This window comes from Paenibacillus sp. J31R109 (assembly GCF_059692055.1).
Window position 1 is genome coordinate 1 of sequence record NZ_JCAUAR010000018.1, and the last position, 25911, is coordinate 25911.

23 protein-coding genes and 1 other annotated feature are annotated in these 25911 nt (G+C 43.7%); of the genes, 17 read left to right on the top strand and 6 right to left on the bottom strand.

The genetic code is table 11. The features are described 5' to 3' along the window. Positions 1-430 precede the first annotated feature (430 nt). The 4 genes from AC58QT_RS29605 to AC58QT_RS29620 all read left to right on the top strand — a co-directional run bounded on the left by AC58QT_RS29605 (position 431) and on the right by AC58QT_RS29620 (position 5765). Positions 431-1000, top strand: coding sequence for a sigma-70 family RNA polymerase sigma factor (locus tag AC58QT_RS29605; RefSeq protein WP_497412115.1), 570 nt, complete (start codon positions 431-433; stop codon positions 998-1000). Beyond that, positions 993-2405 carry a hypothetical protein gene (locus AC58QT_RS29610; RefSeq protein ID WP_497412116.1) on the top strand — a complete coding sequence of 471 codons (1413 nt, stop codon included), beginning with the start codon at positions 993-995 and terminating at the stop codon, positions 2403-2405. The genes AC58QT_RS29605 and AC58QT_RS29610 overlap by 8 nt, the downstream gene beginning before the upstream one ends. 50 nt (positions 2406-2455) lie before the next feature. Next, positions 2456-2675 (top strand) — a binding site (T-box leader). Between the two features lie 50 nt (positions 2676-2725). Then, positions 2726-4438: an arginine--tRNA ligase gene (gene argS / locus AC58QT_RS29615; RefSeq protein WP_497412117.1), complete on the top strand. Its 1713-nt coding sequence runs from the start codon at positions 2726-2728 to the stop codon at positions 4436-4438. Between the two features lie 97 nt (positions 4439-4535). Next, entirely contained in the window at positions 4536-5765 is a 1230-nt protein-coding gene (locus AC58QT_RS29620; protein WP_497412118.1) for a CapA family protein, read from the top strand. A gap of 66 nt (positions 5766-5831) precedes the next feature. On the opposite strand, the gene AC58QT_RS29625 is transcribed toward AC58QT_RS29620, so the two are convergent. Together AC58QT_RS29625 and AC58QT_RS29630 are read right to left on the bottom strand one after the other, a co-directional pair. Next, positions 5832-6143 carry a hypothetical protein gene (locus AC58QT_RS29625; RefSeq protein ID WP_497412119.1) on the bottom strand — a complete coding sequence of 104 codons (312 nt, stop codon included), beginning with the start codon at positions 6141-6143 and terminating at the stop codon, positions 5832-5834. Between the two features lie 109 nt (positions 6144-6252). Further along, positions 6253-6426, bottom strand: a complete 174-nt coding sequence (locus AC58QT_RS29630) for a hypothetical protein (RefSeq protein ID WP_497287055.1) — start codon at positions 6424-6426, stop codon at positions 6253-6255. 335 nt (positions 6427-6761) lie between these two features. On the opposite strand from AC58QT_RS29630, the gene AC58QT_RS29635 reads away from it, so the two are divergent. From AC58QT_RS29635 to AC58QT_RS29655, 5 genes are all read left to right on the top strand, one after another. Further along, a complete protein-coding gene (locus AC58QT_RS29635) occupies positions 6762-7811 on the top strand; it encodes a multicopper oxidase domain-containing protein (RefSeq protein WP_497412120.1) in 1050 nt (349 codons plus the stop codon). 19 nt (positions 7812-7830) lie between these two features. Further along, positions 7831-9039 carry a ZIP family metal transporter gene (locus AC58QT_RS29640; RefSeq protein WP_497412121.1) on the top strand — a complete coding sequence of 403 codons (1209 nt, stop codon included), beginning with the start codon at positions 7831-7833 and terminating at the stop codon, positions 9037-9039. A gap of 35 nt (positions 9040-9074) precedes the next feature. Continuing rightward, positions 9075-9257: a twin-arginine translocase TatA/TatE family subunit gene (locus AC58QT_RS29645; protein ID WP_310224254.1), complete on the top strand. Its 183-nt coding sequence runs from the start codon at positions 9075-9077 to the stop codon at positions 9255-9257. A 124-nt stretch (positions 9258-9381) separates the two neighbouring features. Beyond that, complete coding sequence (locus AC58QT_RS29650) at positions 9382-9990, top strand: class I SAM-dependent methyltransferase (RefSeq protein ID WP_497412122.1); 609 nt, start codon at positions 9382-9384, stop codon at positions 9988-9990. Positions 9991-10125: 135 nt separating this feature from the next. Further along, positions 10126-11142, top strand: coding sequence for a Gfo/Idh/MocA family protein (locus tag AC58QT_RS29655; RefSeq protein WP_497412123.1), 1017 nt, complete (start codon positions 10126-10128; stop codon positions 11140-11142). 19 nt (positions 11143-11161) lie between these two features. On the opposite strand, the gene AC58QT_RS29660 is transcribed toward AC58QT_RS29655, so the two are convergent. After that, on the bottom strand, positions 11162-11380 hold the full coding sequence (locus AC58QT_RS29660; protein ID WP_310224260.1) for a hypothetical protein: 219 nt from the start codon (positions 11378-11380) through the stop codon (positions 11162-11164). 259 nt (positions 11381-11639) lie between these two features. On the opposite strand from AC58QT_RS29660, the gene AC58QT_RS29665 reads away from it, so the two are divergent. The 7 genes from AC58QT_RS29665 (at position 11640) to AC58QT_RS29695 (ending at position 20261) form a co-directional block, all read left to right on the top strand. After that, positions 11640-13142 (top strand): spore germination protein, encoded by a 1503-nt coding sequence (locus AC58QT_RS29665; protein ID WP_497412124.1) that lies wholly within the window; start codon positions 11640-11642, stop codon positions 13140-13142. A 17-nt stretch (positions 13143-13159) separates the two neighbouring features. Continuing rightward, entirely contained in the window at positions 13160-14341 is a 1182-nt protein-coding gene (locus AC58QT_RS29670) for a Ger(x)C family spore germination protein (protein WP_497412125.1), read from the top strand. A gap of 25 nt (positions 14342-14366) precedes the next feature. Beyond that, positions 14367-14576, top strand: coding sequence for a hypothetical protein (locus AC58QT_RS29675; protein WP_497412126.1), 210 nt, complete (start codon positions 14367-14369; stop codon positions 14574-14576). A 33-nt stretch (positions 14577-14609) separates the two neighbouring features. Continuing rightward, positions 14610-15752 (top strand): GerAB/ArcD/ProY family transporter, encoded by a 1143-nt coding sequence (locus AC58QT_RS29680; RefSeq protein ID WP_497412127.1) that lies wholly within the window; start codon positions 14610-14612, stop codon positions 15750-15752. A 46-nt stretch (positions 15753-15798) separates the two neighbouring features. Beyond that, positions 15799-17097, top strand: coding sequence for an NCS2 family permease (locus AC58QT_RS29685; protein WP_497412128.1), 1299 nt, complete (start codon positions 15799-15801; stop codon positions 17095-17097). A gap of 159 nt (positions 17098-17256) precedes the next feature. After that, positions 17257-18234, top strand: a complete 978-nt coding sequence (locus tag AC58QT_RS29690) for a YutH/CotS family kinase-like spore coat protein (protein WP_497412129.1) — start codon at positions 17257-17259, stop codon at positions 18232-18234. A gap of 173 nt (positions 18235-18407) precedes the next feature. After that, on the top strand, positions 18408-20261 hold the full coding sequence (locus AC58QT_RS29695) for a rhamnogalacturonan lyase (RefSeq protein ID WP_497412211.1): 1854 nt from the start codon (positions 18408-18410) through the stop codon (positions 20259-20261). 44 nt (positions 20262-20305) lie between these two features. Here AC58QT_RS29695 and AC58QT_RS29700 read toward each other — a convergent pair whose 3' ends face one another. From AC58QT_RS29700 to AC58QT_RS29710, 3 genes are all read right to left on the bottom strand, one after another. Next, positions 20306-21151 carry a helix-turn-helix domain-containing protein gene (locus AC58QT_RS29700; protein ID WP_497412130.1) on the bottom strand — a complete coding sequence of 282 codons (846 nt, stop codon included), beginning with the start codon at positions 21149-21151 and terminating at the stop codon, positions 20306-20308. A gap of 118 nt (positions 21152-21269) precedes the next feature. Further along, on the bottom strand, positions 21270-22451 hold the full coding sequence (locus AC58QT_RS29705) for an NAD(P)/FAD-dependent oxidoreductase (protein WP_497412131.1): 1182 nt from the start codon (positions 22449-22451) through the stop codon (positions 21270-21272). Between the two features lie 21 nt (positions 22452-22472). Beyond that, positions 22473-22901, bottom strand: coding sequence for a DUF1641 domain-containing protein (locus AC58QT_RS29710; protein WP_497412132.1), 429 nt, complete (start codon positions 22899-22901; stop codon positions 22473-22475). A 365-nt stretch (positions 22902-23266) separates the two neighbouring features. Here AC58QT_RS29710 and AC58QT_RS29715 point away from each other — a divergent pair, with 365 nt between their 5' ends. Next, positions 23267-25837, top strand: coding sequence for a chondroitinase-B domain-containing protein (locus AC58QT_RS29715; protein ID WP_497412133.1), 2571 nt, complete (start codon positions 23267-23269; stop codon positions 25835-25837). Positions 25838-25911: the final 74 nt, after the last annotated feature.

Below are 25911 nucleotides of genomic sequence, written 5' to 3' on the forward strand. Positions count from 1 at the left end.
GTTTCATTATATCGTTGTCTTGAATCGCTCATGGACAAACACCTCTTAGTTCATAGTTAAGATTATTATTACTTCTACACTAAGAGACGTCCACTTTTTATTCTAGATGCAACCATCACTCTATTTCCAGTAAAAATGAGAAAACACGCAAGATAAGATGATGCCATCACCTTATCTTGCATAGTCTTCCGAGAAGCGAATACTAAAAAAAGGAACTTAGCAGGTACCGTGTATCAAACCGCTAAGCTCCTTTTTCATTCACTTATTTACTTTTCCAACACATATATCTGCCTCAATCATTAACATAACTTGCTTCTGGGACACTCTCTTCTTTTACATCATTGCCGCAAAGTATTGCATTGGTTGGAAGTGTGAGGGTTTTTACTCCAAACTTACGTAGTACTAAGTAGACAGTAAATGAGGTGATGGATTGGACGTATCTGAAGAAGAGTTAATTACAAGACTGAAAATAAAAGATTCTACAGCATTAGAATTTTTGATGGATAGATATGGCTCAACGATGTATCTTTTTGCGCAAAGGATTCTGGATACGTATGGTAGCAGAGAGGACGTCGAGGAGTGTGTTAGTGACGTGTTCATCATGGCTTGGAATAGGATTGATGAGTACGATAGGTTAAGAAGCTCGCTCCAAACATGGATCTATATGCTTACCAAGTATCGCGCACTGGATTGTCGGCGGAAATTAACAGATCGACCTCAGCTTGTCGTCATGGATGGAGATCTGACAAACAGCGATAATTTGGAGCGTACGGTCATCCAGAAGGCACAAACCGAAGAGATTTTACGTATCGTGGATTCCTATGGTCCCGTTGATCGTACGATTTTTTATAAAAAATATTATTTATATGAATCTTTGGATATGATTGCTTCAGCCCTTGGATTAACACGAAAAGCGGTTGAAAACCGTTTGAGGCGCACGCGAAATGCTCTGAAGGAACAATTGATGCTCGCTTGGAAGGAGGATATCTCACATGAATAAGAAGAGTGATCGTGATTGGTATCGCAAAATAGATCAATTAAATGATCATCAATCTAATCTTGTTATGAGTCAACTGGAGATCCATGAGGATGAACCCATTGCTGCAGAAACGCTAGCTCGGATCAAGGCACAAACATATAGTAAATTGGGAATATCGCAATCGACCCCGGTAACAACCGTGGAATCGACTCCAACAAGTAGCGATGGGGAGAAACAGAAGCTTGCACGTCATGCCAAACTGAGAAATCGAATGATCGCTGTTAGCGCCGCAACCGTTATTTTTATTGTTGTCTTCGCCATGAGCTCGCCAGAGGTGAGAGCCCAAATTCACAAAGTTTTTCAGTTCTTACCTGGATTCGCCACCGTTCAAGATTCAGAGAAACAGCTTGTTCACTATGTGCTGCAGACGCCGATAGAAGCGCCAACACTTGTGGGTAACATCCAAATACGCGGGATATCCATTGGTGATCAGTACACGAACGTCACGCTAGTCAGCGCAGGTACACCTTCTATGCGGTCATTCACGCTGAGTAATGGAGAAGGAACGTCCTATTTGATTAAATATGGCAGTATTTCAAGTGCTGGGAATGAATGGATTGGCTCTTATTATTATGAAGGGTCAATCAAAGTGACCGACAATATGCGTCTAACTCTCGATAGTCAACTTCCTAGTATTCCGATTCAACTAGCAAAGGTGGAAGAGGTTGATCAAATTAATGATCTTGGCGTAACAGACACCCATCACGAGGTAAGTCTAACAGCGTTATTACGAACCACAGATCAAAACAATACCAAGGTCACGTTACTTCCGCAGGCTCCTGTGGGAATGCAGATTAAAGCGTACGGTTTATCACCATATGACTACGTGGTTAAACCCGAACTAACGACGATTAAGGGAGAAGCAGTTTCGTATTATCGCGATCCTAATTTCCCGAATCCGAATGAATTGAGTTTCGAGCGTGATGGCGCGTCATCGACAAGCTATCATTTGAAAATCCCAGCGGTCTTAGCAACGCTACAATCTCCAAAGCCAGAATCATTCACGGTTCCGATTCCCGCTCAAGGTGTCATTGATGTCAATAGATCGATCATGATTAGTGGCTATCCCGTTGATATTACCAAAGTTGAAAGAGTACCAAGTAACGCATCGGCTTCTGAATTTGGAGGGCTTAAGATCTATCTGGATATGAAGTATAATGCGCAAGCGGCTTCATCGCTTTTGTCCTTCACGCTGGATTATATGAAATTAAAGAACACAAGTGGCTCTAATTGGCGAGTAAACGATCAAACACGTGCGATGGAGTATGTAGTTGTAGACTTTCCTGTGAAAGATACAACATTCACGTTCTACATCAAAGAAGCGCATATCATTATTCGCGGTCCCTGGGAATTTCAGCTGCAATAGCCCCTTGACAATCGATGAGATCCCTTGTAAGATATTGAAAAATTCATAATGAAATATTGATGAATGGGACAGTAATTCCTAACAGACAGTCACAGCGAGCCGGGTCAGTGTAAGCCGGTACGGATGTTATGAATGAAACGGACCCAGGAAATGGTTTGCTGAACGTTAGTAGGCGAATCCGGTCAGACGACCGTTACGAAATTGAGGGGTTAAACCATAGGTTTAACACTTAGAGTGGTACCGCGGGAATCTTCAGCTCTCGTCTCTTTTATAGAGACGGGGGCTTTTTATATTTTCAGAAAATAGATAGGAGTGACATCATGTTAAATTATAAACTGCATGTAGCTGAGAAAGTGTCATCGTTACTAGGCAGCTTCGAGCCACAAGAGCTTGCTGGATTGATGGAGTACCCAGCAAATCACGATAAAGGAGATCTTTGTTTACCCTGTTTCCGACTGAGTAAAGTGCTTGGCAAGTCACCGAAAGATATTGCGGAACACTTGCAGGCTACCCTGCAAGATGAGGAAGTCGACCAGATTGAAGCCGTTAATGGGTATTTGAATATTTTCCTAAACAAGCAGCGTTGGGCAGAATCCTTGATTCAACACATACATCATGCTGGTCATCAATATGGGTCTCAGAATGTCGGACAGGACAAGACGGTCGTGATCGACTACTCCTCCCCGAACATTGCGAAACCATTTCATGTTGGCCATTTAAGATCCACCGTAATCGGAAATGCGCTATATCACATCCACGCTTTTCTTGGATATAGAGTTGTGGGGATCAATCATTTAGGTGATTGGGGGACGCAGTTCGGGAAATTGATCGTAGCCTACCAGCAATGGGGAAGTAAGGAGGCCGTGAATCAAGGGGCAATTGATGAGCTGCTCCATCTGTATGTAAAATTCCATGAGGAAGCGGAGAAGGATCCTACGCTAGAAGATCAGGCACGTGCTTGGTTTACGAAAATGGAGCATGGTGATCAAGAAGCACTTACGTTATGGCAGTGGTTTATTGACATCAGCATGGCAGAATTTCAGAAGATATATAAGCTGCTAGGCGTTCAATTTGACGCTTATCAAGGTGAAAGCTTCTACAATGATAAAATGGAACCAGTCATTCAGTCGTTAATAGAAAAGCAGCTCTTGGAAGAAGATGAGGGGGCAATGTTAGTTAGATTGGATGCCTTTAATATGGCACCAGCCCTAATGCTGAAAAAAGATGGCAGCTCCCTCTACCATACACGTGATCTGACTGCTGCGATTTATAGAGCGGAGACCTATAATTTTGCTAAATTGATATACGTAACCGATTATGCTCAAAATTTTCATTTTCAGCAATGTTTCAAGGTCCTTGAATTAATGGGTTACACCTGGGCGTCCAAGCTGGAGCATGTAGCGTTTGGCCGTGTGAGCATTGAAGGAGGCGGCTTGTCGACACGTAAAGGCAATGTGATTAAATTAGAAAACGTGCTGGAACAGACTGTCCAAAAAATAAAAGAAGTCATAGAAGCCAGAAATCCAAGCTTGCCGAATAAAGAAGAAGTCGCTGAACAAGTGGGGATTGGGGCCGTGATTTTTAATGATTTGAGCGCTAATCGAATTAAAGATATTGATTTTTCGTGGGAAGATGCTCTTAACTTCGATGGTGAAACAGGACCCTATGTCCAATACACGCACGCAAGAACATGCAGTTTGTTGAAGAAAGCACAGCAGGGATTTGGCTATGACTTCCTAACTTTCGAGGTAGATGGGTCCTATTTGCTAGAAAAAGAAGCCATTGCAGTTATCAAAATGCTCTACCTGTTCACCGAACGTATTGAGCAAGCCATGGTGAAGCTGGAGCCGTCGATTATCTCCCGTTATCTCATCGATCTCGCACAAGCGTTCAACCGCTTTTACCATACGTGTTACATTCTTGTAGAGGAAAAACAGGTGCGTGAGGCGCGTTTGGCACTTGTTACTAGCGTTCAAACCACGTTGCGCAATGGATTAAAGCTGATTGGGCTGCAAGAGCCAAATGAAATTTAAGGAAGAGGAAATGGTAATAATCCTCATTCATGAGAGATTTTAAGGGGGGAATACTACGGGAAAAGATAAGGTTTGACGCTTAAGGAGCTGGTTTGTCGTGATAAAGCGCATGGCAGCGATCGTTTCAACACTCATTTTGGCAAGTGGATGCGTAGGCAGCTCGTTGACACCGAAAGATACAGGTATGGATGTAAAAAGTAGTCCACCTCTCGTTCGGACCGAGACTACTCCGCCGCCTATTTCGCAATTTCATGCTACTGCAAAGCAAGAGCTGCAACCGCAAACTCAACCACAACCACAAAAACAAATCTCGAAAGTTACGTTAGGCGCGATCGGAGATATCCTCATCCATGATAAGGTTTATCTAGATGCTAAGCAGAAAGATGGGACGTATAATTTTAAGCCTATATTTGAAAAGGTAAAAACCTTGCTGCAAGCGCCAGATATCCTTGTTGCTAACCAAGAGACGATGATTGGCGGTAAGGAAATGAGGCTTTCCAGTTATCCAACCTTTAATAGTCCTCATGAAATTGGCGATGCACTGAAATATGCTGGAGTAGATGTTGTGACTATTGCTAATAATCATGCGCTGGACCGCGGCGAAAAAGTGATTCAAAGTGCACTCACTTACTGGGATACCCTTGGCATTCCTTATACCGGTGCATTCAAATCTCAAAATGACCGCGACAACCTCAGGACGCTCACGAAAAATGGGATTACATTCGCCTTCTTAAGTTACACGTATGGAACGAATGGGATTTCAACGCCAGCAGGCAAACCCTTTCTGGTTAACCGGATTGATGACAGGCAAATTCGCTCGGATGTGGAGCAGGCGAAACCATTGGCAGATGTCATTGTCGTTGCGATGCATTGGGGGAACGAGTATCAACGTCTTCCTGATAAGAATCAAACGGCTCTTGCACACAAACTAGCGGATATGGGCGTGCATATTCTGATTGGGAATCATCCACATGTCCTGCAGCCTCCCGCTTGGGTAGAAGGGAAGAATGGGCATCGAACCTTTGTGGTCTATTCACTCGGCAACTTTCTATCTGCTCAAATCAACTTGTATAAGCAAGTAGGTGGCATGGCTACCATTGAAGTCGTAAAAACGACTACGAATAAGACCAAGCAGATTGAGATCACTAATCCCAGTTTTCTTCCCACGTATACGTATAGCCAACAAGGCAAACAATTTCAGATAATATCAATGGACAGGTTAACTAATGATCAACTCTCGCAGGTTAGTTCTAACTACCAAATGATAACGAAACATATGAAAACGTACATCCCCGAGCTTCACATGATTACTTCCCCAAAAGAGTAGCCAAAAAACACCGCTCCTGTTTATTTACGAAACAGGGCGGTGTTTTGCATTACGGTGGAGTACCGATTAGATGTTGTCATCTTGTTTGGTTTCTTTGGCGAGATTCTGTTTTAACGAAGTGTTCTTAGTAGCTAATTCCTTGGCGAAATCTTTTTGCAGCCGCTCGCTTGTTTTTATTTCTTCCGTTAGCTTGCTCACACGAGACATTTTGCTGCTCAAGTCACTGTGGGATTGACTTAATTTCATATCCCGTTGAACCTGTTTCATCTTCGCTTGGGCTCTATCTTTCTTTTTCTTCTCATTTACAATTTTATTTTCAAGCTCAGTAATGTCTTTTTTCAATTGACTAACAATTGATTTGGTAAAACTAATGGCCATTCTTACACCCCGTATCCATTTCATGTAGCTGAGTCATTATTCTACTATAAAAGGGACCGTTATGCGAGTAAAGACGCTATAAATTTCATGCAGTAGGGTTGGTGAAGAGCTATTTCCAACCTTTAGCAGTGACGGTTTGTTTTTTGCGCTGAAAAATCCTTTTAAATAAGCTAACTTTCTTTTTACGACGGAGAGTCAGTCGAACACCTTCGATGAGCAGCAAAGACCTTAATGAATCGCGGCGATTAAGCGTGTGTAATCGTTTAATAAACTGCTCGTCCATGTCGATCATCCTCCTAAGTGTTAGTACAACTTGCGTAAAAATTTTCACGGTTAACTACCTTCATTATATCGTCATCAGGCGAAAATATTTGTCAGAATGTCGGTAAGAAATCTACTAGTTTTGTCGAAATCACCTTTAAAAAAGGGTTGTGTCAAATGATGCAAAAGAAATTTTTAACAAATAGGTTTACTTTCTGCCACTTTCAGCATATAGTTAAAAACACGGTGTTTCCTTTGGTAAACTTTTTGTCCCACTGGAAACTTTATTTTTACCCTAAATGTTTCCCTAGGTAAAAACTATTGCAAACAAGCAATTTAAAATAGGAGGTCAAAGCGATGTTTCAGAAACCAGACAATAAGCTGTCGAGGCGTAATTTGTTGAAGTTAGGGACGACAGGAGCTTTTGCTTTAATTGGGAGTGCGTTGTTAAATCCTTCCTCTTTATTCGGCAGACCACCAGTCGCGCTAGCACAGGATAAGCATGATATTCACCATGCCATGAAAGAACAATTGCATGAGGGGATGAAGCATGGTTATGTCCCAAGCACAGAAGTGACGGAAGGATTCAAAGCAGCGCAGCATGCGCTTACTGCTTTTGATTATGGCAAGGTCAGTAAGCTCCCGGATGGCAGAACACTCAGAGAATATGAGATCACAGCTTTGGAAACCAACGTGGAAATCGCCAAAGGCATCAAATTTCCCGGTTGGACATTTAATGGCACGATCCCTGGTCCGACTATTCGTTGTACAGAAGGGGATGTACTCCGTGTGAAGTTTACGAATGGAACCATGCATCCGCATTCCATTCACTTCCATGGCATGCATCCGACGAATATGGATGGACTGGAAGCTGTGCTTTCTGGTGATTCATTTATTTACGAATTCGAAGCTAAACCTGCTGGTATGCATGTCTATCATTGCCACGTCGCACCACTTGCCAGACATATTCATAAAGGACTTTATGGAAATTTCATCATTGATCCGAAGAAGCCAAGAGCAGCAGCCAAGGAGTTCAACATGCTCATGAATGGTTACGATCTGGACCTCGACGGGGAAAATGAGATCTATACCGTGAATGGATACGCTTTTGCTTATCAGCAAGAACCGATTAAAGTGAAAGCCGGAGAACTCGTTCGCATTTACTTAAGTAACTTGACGGAATTCGATTTAATAAATTCGTTTCATTTACACGCGAACTTTTTTAATTATTACGCAACTGGAGCTGATCCTGAAGCACGACCTGCGTATACCGATACCATCATGCAGTGCCAGGGAGAACGAGGTATTCTTGAAATTGTTTTTCCTTCACCAGGACGATATATGTTTCATGCACATCAAAGCGAATTCGCAGAATTAGGCTGGATGGGATTCTTCATTGCTGAATAAGAAGGGGGGCGGCGAACGTATGAGTATCAATGAACAAACTACGAATAAATCATCTTCTTCCAAATGGAAAGCGATCCTGTGGGGCATTCTTCCGCTAATCTTGTTATTTGCCATCATAACGACTATTGTTAAAGTAGGCACAGGAGTTGAGAATGAGCCTGCTGCGCCAATTGAAGTCCTGAATATTGAGAAAATCACATTGAACGATGACGGTATACAAGTAAGAGTCTTAAATTCAGGGCCTGAAGATATCACCATTGCGCAAGTGGTCGTGGATGGCGCCTTCTGGAATGCTTCCTTTTCACCAAGCGACACGCTCAAAAGGTTCGAACAAGGCATGGTTCATATTCCATACCCTTGGGTTCAAGGTGATCCACATGAAGTGAAATTCATCACCTCGAACGGTCTGATCTTCATTGGTGAAGTCGCAGCTGCGGCAGCAACACCTGAGCCGAATGGCAAGTTAATCGGGCAATATGCGCTGATTGGCTTCTACGTTGGCGTAATTCCTGTAGGACTCGGCTTACTATGGTACCCATTTCTACGCAGATTCTCTGTAAGAGGTATGCACGCAATTCTTGCTTTGACCGTAGGCTTATTGTTCTTCCTAGTTATTGATACCTTCGGTGAAGGGTTTGAAATGGCTGCAGAAGCACCTGGTGTTTTTCAAGGATCTGGTTTGGTCTGGTTTGGAGCCTTGCTGAGCTGTCTCTTCTTAATTGCGGTAGATCAGTCGAATGAACGTAAACTTAACAATGAAGTTTATGTGGGTAAGCGTGTAGCCAACAAAATCGCAACCGGGATCGGGCTTCATAATTTCGGTGAAGGTCTTGCTATAGGCTCTGCATTTGCTGTAGGGGAGGCAGCGTTAGGTACGTTCCTCATTATTGGTTTTACCCTGCACAACATTACAGAGGGTGTAGGGATTGCAGCACCGTTATTGAAAGATCGTCCAACGTGGCAGACGTTTGTCAAATTAGCTCTGATCGCGGGTGGTCCAGCCATTATTGGTACATGGGCCGGTGGTTTCATATTTAACGATGCCTTAGCAGCACTGTTCTTTGGTATCGGAGCGGGTGCAATTCTCCAGGTCATTTATGTCATTTCTAAAATGATTCTTCGAGAATCGGAGAAGAAGGGACTATCACCTGTCTCTTGGTTAAACTTCAGTGGCGTTACAGCAGGAATATTAATTATGTATGCGACGGCATTCATGGTAAAATTTTAAATGCATCTATTCTAAATGAAAGGTAGGTGATTCCTATGTTATCAGGTATTGGCATTCCGGGACTTATTGTGATCGTAGGTGTTGCATTACTCTTATTCGGGCCAACAAAACTTCCGCAATTAGGCCGTGCTTTCGGTACGACAATTAAGGAGTTTAGACAAGGAACGAAAGGGTTACTAGAAGAGGAAGATTCGAAAGATAAGCAAAAAGAACAGTAATGACAGTTAGCAACAAAAAGGTGTGCTTCTTGCATGCCTTTTTTTTTTACTCAACTTGGATTTTTCTTGGGATTGCCGTAAGATATGGCTGTACATATGGTGATAGGTGAGGGGAAGTGAAGAGATGAAATCACTCGAACAATACTGGAACGAAACGTATCAAAGATTAGAAGCTACGCCTATATACGATAATTGGTTGGACAAATATTGGGAGCCATATCTATCAGCGTATAGCAGCGAAACATTGATTGTTGATCTAGGCTGCGGTGTCGGGAATAATACCCAATATTTATCCGAGCATGGCTTGTCCCCGATTGCTTGCGATATTTCTGAAGAGGCGCTGAAGAAACTGAAATCCTTCCTTCCTGACATTCGAACACGCTGTTTGGATATGACAACGGGGCTTCCTTTCGCCAAAGGAACCGTAGGAGTCCTGATCGCTGATTTAAGTATTCACTATTTTGACGAGGATACGACGCATAGAATCATACGAGATCTCCATAGTGTGCTTAAGCAAGATGGTCTTCTGTTAGTGAGATTGAATTCAACCAGTGAAATCGTAAATATAAGAGAAGGCGACGAGTTATATAGAAGGTTTTTTGATCGGGGTGAAATTGAACGTTTTTTTGATGGGGACATGTGGTCGTACGTACATATTGCGGAATATGAAATGGACAGGTATACCAACAGGAAGATGCTATGGGAGATCGCGTTAACACCACGCCAAGAATAGTCATGAAAAAGCAATAAGTAGTCAATTTCCGCATGCACGACCCTAAAGGAATTACTGTTTGATGAGCGAACCTCTAATATATACAGTAGCACCATCATGCAGGACTATCCTATTTATGCAGAAAAGAGGTTTCCCATGAAACAGATTGGCATTGCACTTATTGGTTGCGGAGCGATTTCAAGCGTACATTTAAAAGCAATTTCAGAAATACCAACGGCCAAATTAGTGGCAGTTGTAGACACGAATGCCGAGTTAGCCGCGCAAACAGCAGAAACGTATCAATGCAGTTATTACACGGATTATCTCGAAATGCTGAAGAATCCAGACATTGACGTCGTTCATATATGCACAGCGCATTATTTGCACGCGCCAATGGCTGTTGATGCACTTAACGCTGGCAAGCATGTTCTGACGGAGAAGCCAATGGCTGAAACGAAAGAAGCTGCAATCACGATGTTACATGCAGCAGAAGCAAATCCGAATGTGCAATTAGGTGTTATTTTCCAAAATCGATATAACCCTGCCTCCATCCTTATGAAACAAACTGTCGATTCGGGAGAACTCGGAAAATTGCTTTGTCTGAAAGGCATTGTTACATGGTGCAGAGATGCTTCCTATTATCAAACGGAATGGAAAGGGAAATGGGCAACTGAAGGTGGTGGTGTCCTCATTAACCAGTCCATTCATACCTTAGATTTACTGCAGTGGATTGGTGGCGAGGTGTCTAGTGTGAAAGGGACGATGTCGACAGACTCCCTGGAGGGCATTATTGAAGTTGAAGATACCGTACATGCGCATTTGACGTATAAGAACGGGGCTACAGCTGTCTTTTATGCAACGAATTCGTATGGGGTCAACTCCCCGCCTGAAATCGAGCTTGTCTTCGAAAAAGGCAAATTAGTACTCGCAGGTGATACACTATATCGCGTAGTGGATGGTGAGCAATCCATATTAACGTCTCCAGAAGCAACAAATTTGGGAGCCAAATCCTACTGGGGAATTAGCCATGGCACGCAGATCGCAGATTTCTATGACCATCTCCTGCATAACCGCAGCTATGGTTTAAATGGACCTGAAGGGTTCAAGGCATTCAATCTGGTTATGGATATTTATGAATCGTCCAGATCTGGGAAGAGAATTAGTTATCAGTAACCTGAGCGATAGCAGGGAGCTAAGTTTCAGCGCGGAACAAAGTCCCGTCATCACGGAAGTAAAAGGCAATTTCATCGGAAATCGTACTCATTCGGATTGAGATTCTGGTGAATTCTTCGATGATGCCGCGATCCACTTCGCTGTAAACGCCATGCTCGTCGGTTTGCCAGACAGATACCGTTGTTTGGGATAGGGCGGCGGCAAATAGATCGCCATCCGATGTTAATGTCAGCAACATGAGATTCACATCTCCTTCTATGTTTTCATTGTACGAACACGTTACTTTGTTCAGTTATTACTTGAGTATATTCGCCATTAGAAATGACATGCGAAATAAAAGAGTGAAGTTCTCCTATTAGTAAATAATTCGAAGTCGTCCCCATTGGGAACGGCTTTTTTCTGTCTATTCGGTGTAAGGGTATTCGTTCAATCCGGTTTATCCCCCTGCCCAAATGGTCATAATGGGAAAGGGATGAGTAGAAGGAGGGACCCACATCATGCCAGATGATGTAACGATTCCTATTGACCCTAGTATTGAAATGAACCTTGAACGGATCACGGTGGATTTAGGCGGCAGTGATGATGTTGTCATCCGCGAGATTCAAGATGAAGGTACCCTGACAATAGCGGCAGCGGTTGTGTATATCGATGGGCTTTCGGATACGACGGCCATTAATACGTATATTTTGGATGTATTAAAAATGATGTTAAGGGATGCCCCTCATGAAGCGTATAGAGAGCAATTGGATACAGAAACACTTGCCAAAGAACTGTTAACAGGATTAGGCTGCATTGAAACCGTAGCTGATATGGCAAGTCTGTATGAAAATTTACTCTCAGGTGAGGCTATTATTTTATTTAATGGACAAAATCACGCCTATCGCGCGGATATTCGTCAATGGAAGGGTCGTGATGTGACTGAATCCACCAACCAGACGTCCGTACGTGGTCCGAGGGAAAGTTTTACAGAGACACTTCGCACGAATACTGCGTTAATTAGACGTAAAATAAAAGATCCAAGACTATGGATGGAGACGATCTCCATCGGTCGAATAACGAAAACGGACGTAACCATCATGTACATGAATGGGATCGCTAAGCCATCGGTAATCAATCTTGTTCGGTCAAAATTAAGAGCGATTGATATCGATAGTATTTTGGACAGCGGTTATATCGAAGAATTGATCGAAGACAATAAATTTTCGCTATTTCCAACTGTCTATAATTCTGAACTTCCAGACAGCACGGCCGCCCAGTTATTAGAAGGGAAAGTAGCGATTATCGTAGATGGAACGCCTAATATTTTGTTAGTACCTACGCAACTTGTGACTTTCTTTCAATCAGCAGAGGACTACTACCAACGAGCTTACTATGCAAGTCTTCTACGTCTACTTCGATTTAGCACAGTATTCATCTCTTTGTTATTGCCATCAATCTATATCGCGATTACGACTTTCCATCGTGATATGTTGCCAGCCTCATTGTTAATCGGCTTAGCTGCCCAACGTGAGGGGGTGCCATTACCTGCTTTTGTTGAAGCGCTTGTCATGGAAGTGACTTTTGAAATTTTGCGAGAAGCGGGTCTTCGCATGCCGCGAGCAATTGGACAAGCGGTATCTGTCGTTGGCACTCTTGTCATCGGACAAGCCGCGGTAGAAGCGGGAATCGTCTCGGCAGCCATGGTTATTGTGGTTTCGGTAACGGCAATTTCAACCTTTACCTTGCCTGCTTATAGCATGTCTATTCCAGTGCGTTTACTTCGGTTTGTATTTATGGGGGCGGCGGCAAGTTTTGGGTTATTCGGGATTGCCATGGGGATGTTTGTGTTATTGCTTCATTTGTGTGCTCTTCGTTCTTTCGGGGAGCCTTTTATGTCTCCATTTTCACCATACCGCAAAGCAGATTTAGAGGATACGCTGCTTCGGTTACCAAGATGGCTTATGTTTCAACGTCCTGAGACATCACTCGATGAAGGCAGTGATAGAATACGGAAGCAGTAGCAAGGAGGCGTATTAGGATGAAATATAAATTAACTATTATGCTTCTTTGCTTACTTTTGCTAACTGGTTGTTGGAGCAGACGTGAATTAAATGAACTGCTTATCGTCCTTGGAATCGGTGTTGATTGGAAGGATGGAGAGTATTTGGTATCTTTTCAAGTCGTAAATCCAAGTGAAATATCCGCTCAGAGAAAAGGGGGGGATCGCCCGCCTAGCACGCTCTACCAGGGGAAAGGGAAGACTTTATTTGAGGCTGCAAGGTCATTGACAGCGGAAGCGCCTCGGAAGGTCTATATGGGACATTTGCAATTGTATGTTATTGGCGAGGAATTGGCGAGGCGAGGGATAAAAGATTTCCTAGATAATACAATCCGAGATAATGAATTACGCATGGATTTTAATCTGGTTGTTGCAAGAGGAACGATGGCGGAGAATGTGTTGAAATTATTTACACCTGTTGAGAAATTACCGAGTTATAGTATGCAGCAATCCTTACAAACATCACAGAAGTCGTGGGCTCCAACAGTTGCTATGACGATGGATGAAACGTTGAATAAGCTGTCTGGCAAAGGTTTCGAACTAGCATTAACGGGTATTCGAATAATTGGTGACCCAGCAATGAGTGACTCGAAAAAGAATGTAGAGTATTTTCATCCGCCTAGTCGATTCCGTTACAACGGGATCGCGGCTTTCAAAGATGACAAATTAATTGGCTGGCTAGATGAGCAGGAAAGTAAAGGTTATACAGACATAACAAATAATTTGGATAGCACATCTATCGAAATTCCTTGCGGTGAGCAGAAATATACGGGTATTGAAGTGACATCCTCGGAAGCTAAATTGAAGGCAAGCGTACGGAATGGGAAGCCTGAGATGAATGTGTCCATACGAACGGAAGCGAATGTCGTTGGGAGACAATGCAGAGATATCGATTTGACAGATCCTCAAGTGATTCAACGTTTGGAAAGTGAGTCCAAACAAATCATACAGTCGCATGTAGAGGCAGTCGTTTCACGTGCGAAGACAATGAAATCGGATATCATCGGTTTTGGAAGTCAACTCGGCAAGGATCAGCCTGCGTATTGGAAAAAAGTTAAAGATACTTGGAATGATGAGATGTTTCTTCAAACAAAAGTTAACTATGAGATGGAATTTTTTATCAGGAAAATAGGGACAATTGGCAATTCAACTATGAATTAGGCATGTTGAAAGGACTTGTTGGTGAATGGCGTCTGTACTTACTGTTCTTGCATTAGCTGCGGGTACGTTCTGGTTAGAAGCACCTAAGCTATTACGACAAAATCATAAACGTGAATTCTTCATTTTCATCGTACTCCTGTTGCTAGCAAGTAGTTTCTATGTCTTGCTAACCTTAGAAGTTATTTTACCAAATCCATTCAAAATCATTGAATGGATGTACGGATGGACTGCTTAAATTAGTTTGGATGCAGAGATAAGGAGGGTCCAAATGAGCACATTTGACAATGCTACCATTTCTGTGCGCCAATTTACGATCCTAATCATTCTTGGCGTTATTGGAGATTCAATTCTCATTATGCCGACCATCCTTGCTACAGCTGCGAAACAAGATGCCTGGTTGTCAGTGTTATTAGCCATCTTTCTTGGGTTCCTAACAGGATGTATCTTTGCTGGTATTGCGAACATACTTCGCAGGCGGAGGCTTTTTAATCTAATTAGACTACATGTAGGTGTTTGGATTGGCAGTCTGATCATCTTATTATTTCTATTCGAATTCTATATGTGTTTGCTAACGTTGTTAAGTGAGATGAGTCAGTTTATGACAACGCAATTGATGCCAGAAACACCAATTAATGCGATCATTGCTGTATTTATTTTGGTTATTATTATCGCTTACAAGTATGGTGTTGAAGCATTTGCTCGGATGGGGGAACTGTTATTTCCCGTGTTCATCCTGTTATTTCTCATACTCTTCGTTTTACTACTGCCACAAGTGGATTTTGCCAATTTGCGCCCCATAGCAGTTGAAGGAATGGGACCGATTTGGCGGGGGGCTATAATGGCTTTTGCAACTGCATTTTCAGAAATGGTTGTGCTTCTCATGTTAGTACCCAATGTTACTGGTTCCACAGCACTAACCAAACCAATCTTAACGGGTTACGCGATCGGTGGTGCCATTTTATTTGTTATTGTCATTCTGTGTGTCCTTGTGTTAGGGCCGAATTTAATGGAGACGAAATTTTATCCGACCTACGTACTCGCGCAGAAAATAACAATTGGACACTTCCTAGAGAGGCTAGAGGCCGTTATGGCATTTCTGTGGTTTATATCGGTGTTTTACAAAACGTTGCTTATCTTCTTCGCACTGACCTCAGGTCTTGCAGAACTATTTCAGTTGAAGCAGAGTCATATGCTGACTATACCAATAAGCATGCTGCTACTCGTAGGAACCGTTGCAGGCACGCCAAATATTACGCAATATAATGCCATATTGGAGTCTTACTACACTTGGTTTGATATTACTTTTTGTATCTTGATTCCCGCTGTGGTGCTCATCTTATTTTATATCTATGATCGTCGAGATAAAGTGAAAAGGATCAATGAAGACATTGAGTTACTACCAAAGTCATGACAATTAACTATTAAACTTAACGATTCCTAATTTTAGGAGGACAACCATGGATCAACTGTTCAAAATGAAAGAACGAGGGACTTCCGTATCCACAGAGCTGATGGCCGGTGTTACGACATTTCTTACAATGGTCTATATTGTCATTGTGAATCCAGGGATATTAAGCACAACAGGGATGGACTTTCATGGGGTTTTCATGGCCACTGTGCTCGCAAGTATAGCAGCCACACTCATCATGGGCCTGTTCGCGAATTATCCGATCGTACTTGCGCCGGGCATGGGATTGAATGCTTATTTCGCATTCACAGTGGTGGGAGGCAATGGTGTACCGTGGCAAGTAGCTCTAGGCGCTGTGTTTATGGCTGGTATTCTGTTCATCGTGCTGTCGCTCACGTCATTCCGTTATGTGTTGCTCGACGCCATTCCTACCAGTCTCAAACACGCAATCACTGCTGGTATAGGACTGTTTATCACATTTATCGGGTTGCAAAATGCCAAAATCATCGTGGATTCACCTGCTACCTTACTTACCTTAGGCAATCTGAAAGAGCCCATGACGGCTCTTACATTAATTGGTCTCATCATTTCGCTTGTCTTATTGGCGTATCAAGTCCGTGGATACTTATTCTTTGGCATGCTGATCACGGCTGTTCTGGCATGGATGTACGGACTTTTGGCTGTGCCTGATACCTTCATTGCAGCCCCTACAGGATTAGTTGCAACAGCATTCCAACTCGATATACAAGGTGTATTTTCGGGAGGCTTATATGCCGTTATTTTCACTTTCTTGTTGATTACCTTATTCGATACAACGGGTACGATGCTAGGCGTAGCCGAGCAAGCGGGCCTCCTGAAAGATAATAAATTTCCACGCTCGCGAGGAGCACTCATGGCTGATGCGGTTGGCACAACGACAGGGGCACTGCTTGGGACGAGTCCAACTTCAGCCTATATTGAATCGAGTTCAGGAGTTGCTGTAGGCGGGAGAACAGGGCTTACTGCCGTTGTGGTTTGCGTGTTATTGGCGCTGACCTTATTCTTTTCACCGATTATTGCGGTTCTAGCGAGTATTCCGGCCATCACGGCTCCAACCTTAATCATTGTTGGCTTTCTCATGATGAATGTACTGCGCAAAATTGAATGGCAAGACCTGGAGGAAGCTTTTCCAGCTTTTCTAATCGTTGTTCTGATGCCACTGACGTATAGTATCGCCACCGGGATTGGCATTGGCTTTATCGTATATCCGATTCTCAAGCTGATCCGGGGGAAAAGGAAGGATGTACATCCTATTTTCTATCTTTTTGCGGTGTTGTTTTTTATACAGATTGTTTTTTTCACACACTAATGTATGAAACATAAATAGCTGAAGCAGGCGCTGCGGCGTTCTGCTTTTTTGTGTTTCTATCGTCTCTCAATCAGGCATTCTCAACTCCGCTTGCATCCAAACCAATTTGGACAAGGGACATAAACTATCAAGAACTACGATGTTGAGAGAGTGGTGCAGATGGGGAAAGGACTTCTTAAGGCCGTTGCGCTAACGTACAGTTTGACGATAGGGCGAGTTGAGCTCATACGGCATACATCGCGGGCTTTTGTCGTGAAAATTACGGCAGACGAAGGTCTGTTTATTTTGAAAAGGATGCGGATGGACGAGTACCGATTACGCTATATGCTTGATGTCGAGGACTTTCTCAGGAGTCGAGGTATTCACATTCCATTCGTGTATCCTACCGATGAGGCACAGAATTACATGAGATATAAAGGCAATTTATATGTTCTTCAACAATGGATTTGCGGTGTTGCGTATCCGCTCACAACGGTAGATAAAGCGGTTAAATTAGCCGCATTATTGGGAAGTATCCATATGATTTCGAAAGAATATCCTGCCTCAATTGGCCCTATCTATCATGGATCGGCTAGGTGGGAGCGTGAATACGAGGAAGCGCTTAGCTATATAGAAAGTTGGAAGAATGCAAGCTTGCAAAGTAAAGAACCGTGGCGACTGGCTGTGCTTTCCTATATCGATTTTTGTATAACAACAGGCAAGTATGTCCAAGAGCAGATAAGTGCTTGTTCTTGTGCCTGGAAGGAGAATCAACCTCAACTAATCGTAAGTCACAATGATTTTCATCTTCAAAATATCGTACAAGAGGAGTCTCAAGATATTTATATCTTGGATTGGGAATTTGTTAGATTCGATGTTCCTTCAAGGGATTTGAATCGACTTCTATATGCCATAGTAAAAAAATCATCAGGCTGGAATCCGCTAGTTTTTAAGAAAGTGATGCGAGCTTATTTAGCGCAAAATGGACTGACATCACATGAAATGAAATTCATGTATCTGGATCTGGCATTTCCGCACAATGTATGCCGGAATCTCTTGTGGGGCAAATTCAGTCAAATGACTGGGGAACAAATCAAGGATTTGCTCCAGAAAGAGCAGGATAAGGCCGTTTATTTGCTTGAGGCTTATAGAAAATAAAGTAGCAGTATTGTGCAGGAAGTTAGCCATTGTCTGCATTATAACTTAGATAATTTCACGTTATAATGAGGAACGAATGAAATGTAAGCGCAAACATTCCAGTGAATACTTTTGATGACATGGAGGTTGTAGAAATGTTGAAAAACGCAAAGCAGCTTATCAAATCAGTATGTATGATTACGTTGGGTTCGCTCCTCTTGACTTCATTCGGGATCCCAGCACCTTCCGCACATGCAGCCGTAGCCAGGCAGATGGAGAAGCTAGATCGCGGCTTAGTCGCCGTTAAGGTGAGCACAGGCGTCCTCGTCAGCTGGAGACTGTTGGGTACGGAGGCAGCTAGTACATCATTCAATGTTTATCGGAATGGTGTGAAACTTAATGCTACACCGATTACGACGAGCACGAACTATCAAGATAACTCCGGGACAACGAGCTCAAGCTATACCGTCAAAGCTGTAGTAGGTGGCGTAGAGCAATCCGCCTCTGCTGCCGCTACCCCATGGGCGAACAACTATTTGGACGTACCGTTGCAGAAACCAGCAGGTGGTACGACTCCGGACGGTGTTAGTTATACCTATACGGCCAATGATGCAAGCGTTGGTGATATGGATGGTGACGGTCAATATGAAATTATTTTGAAATGGGATCCTACGAATGCGAAAGACAATTCCCAAGATGGCTATACAGGTGAAGTATTTGTCGATGCCTATAAACTGAACGGCACGCGGTTATGGCGAATTAGTATGGGTAAAAATATTCGGGCTGGCGCGCACTATACGCAATTCATGGTCTACGATTTAGATGGGGATGGCAAAGCCGAGATCGCGATGAAAACAGCGGATGGAACGAAGGACGGCACTGGCGTCGTGATCGGCAGTTCAACTGCGGATTATCGCAACAGTGTGGGAAGGGTGCTGAGTGGTTCTGAATTCTTGACCATATTTGAAGGGACGACAGGGAAAGCATTGACTTCAACGAGCTATGATCCTCCGCGTGGCACAGTCGGAGATTGGGGCGATACATACGGAAATCGGGTAGATCGGTTCCTAGCTACGGTTGCCTATCTGGATGGGCAAAAGCCGAGTATTGTCATGGCGCGTGGTTATTATACGAGAACCGTTCTGGTAGCGTACAATTGGCGTGGTGGAACATTATCTAAATTATGGACGTTTGACAGCAACACCTCGGGGAACTCTGCGTATGCAGGTCAAGGCAACCACAACTTAACAGCCGCTGACGTAGATGGAGATGGCAAGGATGAAATCGTCTATGGTGCGATGACGATCGATGACAACGGCGCTAAGAAATATAACACAGCTTTAGGTCACGGCGATGCTCTTCACGTAGGCGATTTGGATCCAAACAGTGCTGGTCTTGAAGTGTTCAAAGTCATGGAAAGCACAAGCGCTGCCTATGGCGCAGCCGTCTGGAATGCTGGAACAGGCGCCATTAAATGGGGCGTGAATACAGGCGCTGATACAGGAAGAGGAATGTCAGCCGATATTGATCCACGATACGCTGGCGAAGAAGTGTGGGCAAGTAACGGAGTCGGGCTGTATCAAATCAACGGTATCAAAATCAGTTCGACGATCCCTTCTTCCATTAACTTCGGTATTTGGTGGGACGGCGATGTTTCTCGTGAGCTTCTTGATCACAATTGGGATGGCACGAACGGTGTTGGACGCATTGATAAATGGAACTACACCAGTCTCAATACAACGACTTTATTAACCGCAACAGGAACCAATTCGAATAACTACACGAAAGGGAATCCTAGCTTGCAAGCCGATCTACTGGGAGACTGGCGTGAAGAGGTCATTTGGCGGAAGTCGGATAGTACAGCTTTACGTATCTACTCAACCCCATATGTGACAAGTACGCGTCTGTGGACGTTAATGCACGATCCTTTATACCGTCTGGACATCGCATGGCAGAATGTAGCTTATAACCAACCGCCGCACACGAGTTATTATCTTGGAACAGGCATGGCAACACCTGCACAGCCGAATATCTATACCACGCCATAAGACGTAGATATGAGAAACGTTGGGTTAACGCCAGCGTTTCTTTTTTATTCCATTCTCATTTGTTGAATGCGCTTTCGGAAAGCTGCAGGTGAAGTTCCATAAAAAGCGGAAAACTGCCGTGAAAAGTAGAAGGGATGATTGAAACCAACTTCTTCGGCAACTTCGGCCATAGGTAATGACGTTGTTTCTATGAGTTTTCTAGCTTGTCGAAGTCGTGTTTTGTTTAACATGTCCATAACGGATTCACCGGTTTGCGTTTTAAAGAGGTGAGCGAATCTAGATGGGGATAAATTAACTGCAGCAGCCAAATCAGCAACGGTATAGGGTTGGTTATAATGTTCTGCAATTAACGCTAAAGAGAGCTTGATGCGGGAATCTAGCGGGTATTCGGTTTGCATCGTACTTTTGGATAGCAGAAGGAGGATTTGTTCCAACGCGTTCATGGCCAATCGTTCTGCAAAGGGATCCGCTTCTTCGTTATATTGAAGTAATTGGGCAAAAGCGTTCGATAACCGGAACAACTCTTTATCGTTATCCAAACGGGCAAGTCGGATTCCTTTAATTGCCTCGGGCAGCTGTAAGAGAGGTAACCATTCTTTCTGTGGTACAAAATGACACCAATAAAATTCCCAGAGGGTATTCTCTGGTGTTCCATAGAAATGAGGGGTACCTGGTGTGATGATCGTTACCTCATTCTGCTGACAAGGATAGGTTTCTTTCCCGTTGTTGAAAAGGCCAGTTCCTTGTAACGTCAAGGTGAGATAATAATCTTTCGTACCGTTGGACCGTCTAACTTGGTAGCCGTAGGATTGTCGGTAATGGCCTGATATCAGCTTCCCAGGGGTCGTGATTAGATTTTCTTTGGCAGAAAAGGTTATGAAATCAGTCATTCGGTGGACGCCTCCATTTCCCAGTACATTCTTAGTATAAAGGATTTTATTGGGAAATAAATGGGGAATAAAAAAAGATGCCCCACAAGCCAAAAGGCAGTGAGACATCTTTGAGAAATTAATAAGCTAATGCGAAAAGACCATGAATATGTGACAAGTAGCGAACGTTGCTCGCTTCTTTCATCAGTGTTGCAGGTAAGCCTTTGAGCTGTGTATTTTTTCCGCCAATGGTGCCAACGCCGTCTTTGCGACCGAGGCTGCCCAGTGTACCGGAGAAAACAGGAACGAATTTATCCATTACGCCGCCTTTTAGTTGAACGGACAAGTTATAACCTACCGTTTCACCCATTTGCCAAGCAAGCTGAGCAGTAGGTGGGTAAGGTCTTTCACTGCCTTCAGGGAAGACAACTGCGCAATCTCCAGCTAAGAAAACATCAGCATGGCTTGTGGATTGCAGCGTTGATGTTACGGTAGCACGACCGCGATCTTCTGCGATACCACAGCTGCCGACAACAGCGTTGCCTTTCACGCCGCCAGTCCAAATAATCGTACCAGCTTCGATCGTTTGTCCACTTTTCAGAGATACAGTATTGGCTGTAGCTTCTGTGATGGCAACACCTGTCAAGAATGTCACGCCACGCTTCTCAAGGCTTGTTACTGCGCGCTCAATGAGTACTTGTGGGAATACAGGGAGAACAGCAGGGCCAGCTTCCACACAATAGATGGAAACATCCTTGAAGTCGATACCTTTCGCACGGCATACTTCAGGAAGTTTATCCGCAAATTCACCTACAAGTTCAACACCTGTTAAGCCGCCGCCGCCAACAACAATCGTTGCATCAGCTTTGTTGCCAGATGCTTTGTAAGCGTCCAAGCGAGCTTCCACATGCGCACGAATGCGGTTAGCGTCTGCCGCGGATTTCAGAATCATGCTGTTCGCTTCCAAACCAGGAATACCAAAGTAGTTCGTTTCGCTGCCTAGAGCTACAACCAGCGCATCGTACGTATGTACAGCACCGCTGTTTGTAAGTACTTTTTTCTCATTTGGTTTAATCTCAGAAATGGTGTCAACTACGATATTTACGTTCTTGTCTCCAAGAAGCTTTTGAAGAGGAAGCGCAACGGCTTGCTCTTGAATCGTACCACCAGCTAATCTGTGTAATTCAGTAATGATTTGATGCGTTGAGAATTTATTGATGATCGTAATTTGTGCTTCTGAAGCTGTCAAATGTTTACGTGCTGTTAATGCAGTCAGTAGACCGCCGTAACCGCCACCAAGAATTAATATTTGTTTAGCCATCGTTATCATCCCTTGTCCGGATTAATTTTTTCGTTCAGCGAGTACGTTCAAGAATGCTTGGGCAAAACGAAGTGTCTTCTGCACTTCAGGGTCTTTCAGCATTTTCAACATACCGAAAAGACCGATGGTAGCTCCTGCGTCAGCTTGTGAGCGTTCGCCAGCTTCAATAGCTGCTGATGCGATGTTTTTTGCTTTTTCTTGTACGGGTTTCACGAATTCGCCAATTCCTTGGGCAAAATCGTTGATGAGTACTTTGTCTGTCGCCACATTTTGCGCGAAGTCGTACGCCTTCGTTAGCATGGTAACCATCTCAGCTAACTTAGGAAGGTTATCGACCAGAATAGAAAGAGATTCTTGAACCTCAGGCTTTAATAATTGGTCAAGTACGTCTAATGTTTTGGGTTCAGCAGCAAGTGTTGCTGCTACTTCTTGAACTGATGTCTGTGACATATGACAACTCCTCCTTTGCGTAGAAAAAAACGTATTACATTATTCTACACCTTTTGACAATAAATTTATAAAGGCAGATATTTCAAATTGGTGAACAAATCCTATATAAAACACAACTTGACCTAGAATAATCCCTGTCTAAGGGATATGGATTGATTTTATAATGAAGTTGTTAGTTGGATTGGCATTATTGGATCAAGTACAAGCTAATTTTAGATGTGCCTAAAGGAGTTGAGAAGGAGAAGGACAGACCCATGGACGTAACAAGGCAATAGGCTTTGACAACTAGAAAGCGCATACATAAGAGGAGGCTCGTAATTATTATTTTCACGGTACGAATATTAAAACTTAAGGAGCAAACGCACATGAAAATCGACAAGTCGAAAAAGATCATTCCTTTGGCTCTTAGTTGTATGCTTTCATTCTCCTTACTGCCGCTTGCCACACCCGCCTTCGCGGCGACATTGTTAAGTGATAATTTTGAAGCCTACAACAGTTTCCCATCCGGTGGATGGACGAACGCTTCCGGTAATGGGACTTGGAGCATTGCTACGGATGGAAGTAAGGTTGCTACCCAAACGTCATCTACTTCGAATACCTACATTATGACGAATGGTACGTCATCTTGGACGAATTATACGTATTCGGCCAAAGTGAAAGTGGGATCAACAAGTGTTCGTAATGGTATCGTAGCTCGTTATACGAATAGTAATAACTACTATTTCCTGATTTTATATAATGGAAATTTACTTCTAAATAAAAAAGTAAGCGGTTCCACATCGACGATTCAGCAGGTTCCTTTCACAGCGAATACCTCAACATTTTATAATTTGCAACTAGAAGTGAATGGAACTTCGGTCAAAGGCTACGTGAATGGGACCTTATTGGTACAAGGCACCGATAGCAGCTTGACGAATGGCGTGCCAGGCTTTTATGCCAATGGTGTCGCTCAGTATGACGATGTTTCGGTAACAGATAGTGCGGCCAGTGATACACAAGCGCCATCAGTGCCTACTGGATTAGCTGCTACCGCAGCTTCCAGCAGCCAAATTAATTTGAGCTGGACAGCCTCGACCGACAATGTCGGTGTGACAGGCTACGATATTTATCGTGCTGGCACACTTGTCGGATCATCCGCTACACCTACTTACAGCGATTCCGGTTTGAGTGCATCGACATCGTATTCTTATACAGTTAGAGCCAAGGATGCAGCAGGCAATACTTCGGCAACAAGCAGCACAGCAAGCGCTACAACGCAAGCGGGTTCAAGTGATACCCAAGCGCCAACAGTGCCTACTGGATTAGCAGCTACCGCGGCGTCGAGCAGCCAGATTAACTTGAGCTGGACAGCTTCGACGGACAACGTCGGCGTGACAGGCTACGATATTTATCGTGCTGGCGCATTTGTGGGTTCATCCGCTACAACCTCCTACAGTGACTCCGGCTTGAGCGCATCCACATCATATTCGTATACGGTTAGAGCCAAGGATGCGGCAGGCAATACATCTGCAGCGAGCAGTACAGCTTCAGCAACAACCCAAGCTGGTGGAGGCGGTACGGTTGTCAATGTGTCAACATCCGCGCAACTAACGTCTGCGATTAGCAGCGCGACAGCTGGGACAACGATTGTACTTGCCAATGGTACCTATACCAATGGGGGGAACTTCAGTATCAGCGGCAAAAATGGAACAGCCTCAAATCCGATTACGATTAAAGCTGCCAACACCGGGCAGGCTATTATATCGGGCAGTGCATATTTTATCGTAGCCAATTCCTCCTATGTCACGATTGAAGGCTTGAAATTTACGAATACAGGCAATACAGCGGTAAAATTAGATCAAAGCAACAACGTACGCGTGACACGTAATACGTTTGCCCTTACTGAAAATGGGAATTCACTGAAATGGGTGTACATTGGTGGTGCCAACAGCCATCATAACCGTATTGATCATAATGAATTCGGGCCTAAGCATGATTTGGGTAACTTTATTACAGTGGACGGATCTTCGACTCAAATCTCGCAATACGATACGATTGAGTACAACTATTTTCATGACATCGGTCCTCGTGCAACGAATGAAATGGAAGCTATACGATTAGGCGTCAGTACACTATCCATGTCGAACGCCTATGCAACGATTCAATATAATTTGTTTGAAAACTGTGACGGTGATCCCGAATATATCTCTGTGAAAAGCGGTAACAACACCGTTCGGTATAATACGTTCCGCAACTCGCAAGGCGTGCTTTCATCTCGGCATGGACATGCTCAGAGCTTTTACGGCAACTTCTTCCTAGGAGATGGGGTGAAGTCAGGCATCGGCGGTATCCGTCTGTATGCGAATGATCACAAGGTGTTCAATAATTATTTTGAAAACCTAACGGGCAGTGGGTACTCGGATGCGATTAACGTAGACGGCGGGGATTTTGACGGAGGTACGAATGGTAATTCGTACACGAGCTCTGATTTAAGCAAGCACTGGAGAGTGTACCGCGCGCAGATTGTTAACAACACGATTGTCAACAGTACAACCGGGATCGTGATCGGCGGAAACTACTCTCAAGCGCCTGTAGACAGCATCATTGCCAACAATATCGTGAAAAACACGACAGGTACGTTATTTAATCAGGTGAAAACCAGCAATACTACGTTTCAAGGCAACATTGGGTTCGGTTCCACATTAAGCAATGTGGCTAGAACATCGGCTGAAATCAATAACGTGAATCCATTGTTAACGACATCAGGCGGCTTACAGAAGTTATCTAGTTCAAGTCCGGCGATTAATGCTTCTGCAGGTTCTTACACGTTTGTTACGACGGACATGGATGGTCAGAGCCGTTCGGGAACAAATGATGTAGGCGCGGATGAGTATGCAACAAGTTCGGTAGTCCAAGTGCCTTTGACAACTGCACAAGTAGGACCGCTAGCACCATAAGAGATAAAGGGATGCTATACGTGAAGAGCGTATGGCATCCCTTTATCTTTAACATAGATTTTTTCCAATATTAG

What these genes read in the sequence shown, in the direction of transcription:
- AC58QT_RS29610 (WP_497412116.1), top strand. Translation starts at nt 993, where the DNA reads ATGAATAAGAAGAGTGATCGTGATTGGTATCGCAAAATAGATCAATTA.
- argS (WP_497412117.1), top strand. Translation starts at nt 2,726, where the DNA reads ATGTTAAATTATAAACTGCATGTAGCTGAGAAAGTGTCATCGTTACTA.
- AC58QT_RS29625 (WP_497412119.1), bottom strand. Translation starts at nt 6,143, where the DNA reads ATGGCCATTAGTTTTACCAAATCAATTGTTAGTCAATTGAAAAAAGAC.
- AC58QT_RS29630 (WP_497287055.1), bottom strand. Translation starts at nt 6,426, where the DNA reads ATGGACGAGCAGTTTATTAAACGATTACACACGCTTAATCGCCGCGAT.
- AC58QT_RS29635 (WP_497412120.1), top strand. Translation starts at nt 6,762, where the DNA reads ATGTTTCAGAAACCAGACAATAAGCTGTCGAGGCGTAATTTGTTGAAG.
- AC58QT_RS29640 (WP_497412121.1), top strand. Translation starts at nt 7,831, where the DNA reads ATGAGTATCAATGAACAAACTACGAATAAATCATCTTCTTCCAAATGG.
- AC58QT_RS29645 (WP_310224254.1), top strand. Translation starts at nt 9,075, where the DNA reads ATGTTATCAGGTATTGGCATTCCGGGACTTATTGTGATCGTAGGTGTT.
- AC58QT_RS29650 (WP_497412122.1), top strand. Translation starts at nt 9,382, where the DNA reads ATGAAATCACTCGAACAATACTGGAACGAAACGTATCAAAGATTAGAA.
- AC58QT_RS29655 (WP_497412123.1), top strand. Translation starts at nt 10,126, where the DNA reads ATGAAACAGATTGGCATTGCACTTATTGGTTGCGGAGCGATTTCAAGC.
- AC58QT_RS29660 (WP_310224260.1), bottom strand. Translation starts at nt 11,380, where the DNA reads ATGTTGCTGACATTAACATCGGATGGCGATCTATTTGCCGCCGCCCTA.
- AC58QT_RS29665 (WP_497412124.1), top strand. Translation starts at nt 11,640, where the DNA reads ATGCCAGATGATGTAACGATTCCTATTGACCCTAGTATTGAAATGAAC.
- AC58QT_RS29670 (WP_497412125.1), top strand. Translation starts at nt 13,160, where the DNA reads ATGAAATATAAATTAACTATTATGCTTCTTTGCTTACTTTTGCTAACT.
- AC58QT_RS29675 (WP_497412126.1), top strand. Translation starts at nt 14,367, where the DNA reads ATGGCGTCTGTACTTACTGTTCTTGCATTAGCTGCGGGTACGTTCTGG.
- AC58QT_RS29680 (WP_497412127.1), top strand. Translation starts at nt 14,610, where the DNA reads ATGAGCACATTTGACAATGCTACCATTTCTGTGCGCCAATTTACGATC.
- AC58QT_RS29685 (WP_497412128.1), top strand. Translation starts at nt 15,799, where the DNA reads ATGGATCAACTGTTCAAAATGAAAGAACGAGGGACTTCCGTATCCACA.
- AC58QT_RS29690 (WP_497412129.1), top strand. Translation starts at nt 17,257, where the DNA reads ATGGGGAAAGGACTTCTTAAGGCCGTTGCGCTAACGTACAGTTTGACG.
- AC58QT_RS29695 (WP_497412211.1), top strand. Translation starts at nt 18,408, where the DNA reads ATGATTACGTTGGGTTCGCTCCTCTTGACTTCATTCGGGATCCCAGCA.
- AC58QT_RS29700 (WP_497412130.1), bottom strand. Translation starts at nt 21,151, where the DNA reads ATGACTGATTTCATAACCTTTTCTGCCAAAGAAAATCTAATCACGACC.
- AC58QT_RS29705 (WP_497412131.1), bottom strand. Translation starts at nt 22,451, where the DNA reads ATGGCTAAACAAATATTAATTCTTGGTGGCGGTTACGGCGGTCTACTG.
- AC58QT_RS29710 (WP_497412132.1), bottom strand. Translation starts at nt 22,901, where the DNA reads ATGTCACAGACATCAGTTCAAGAAGTAGCAGCAACACTTGCTGCTGAA.
- AC58QT_RS29715 (WP_497412133.1), top strand. Translation starts at nt 23,267, where the DNA reads ATGAAAATCGACAAGTCGAAAAAGATCATTCCTTTGGCTCTTAGTTGT.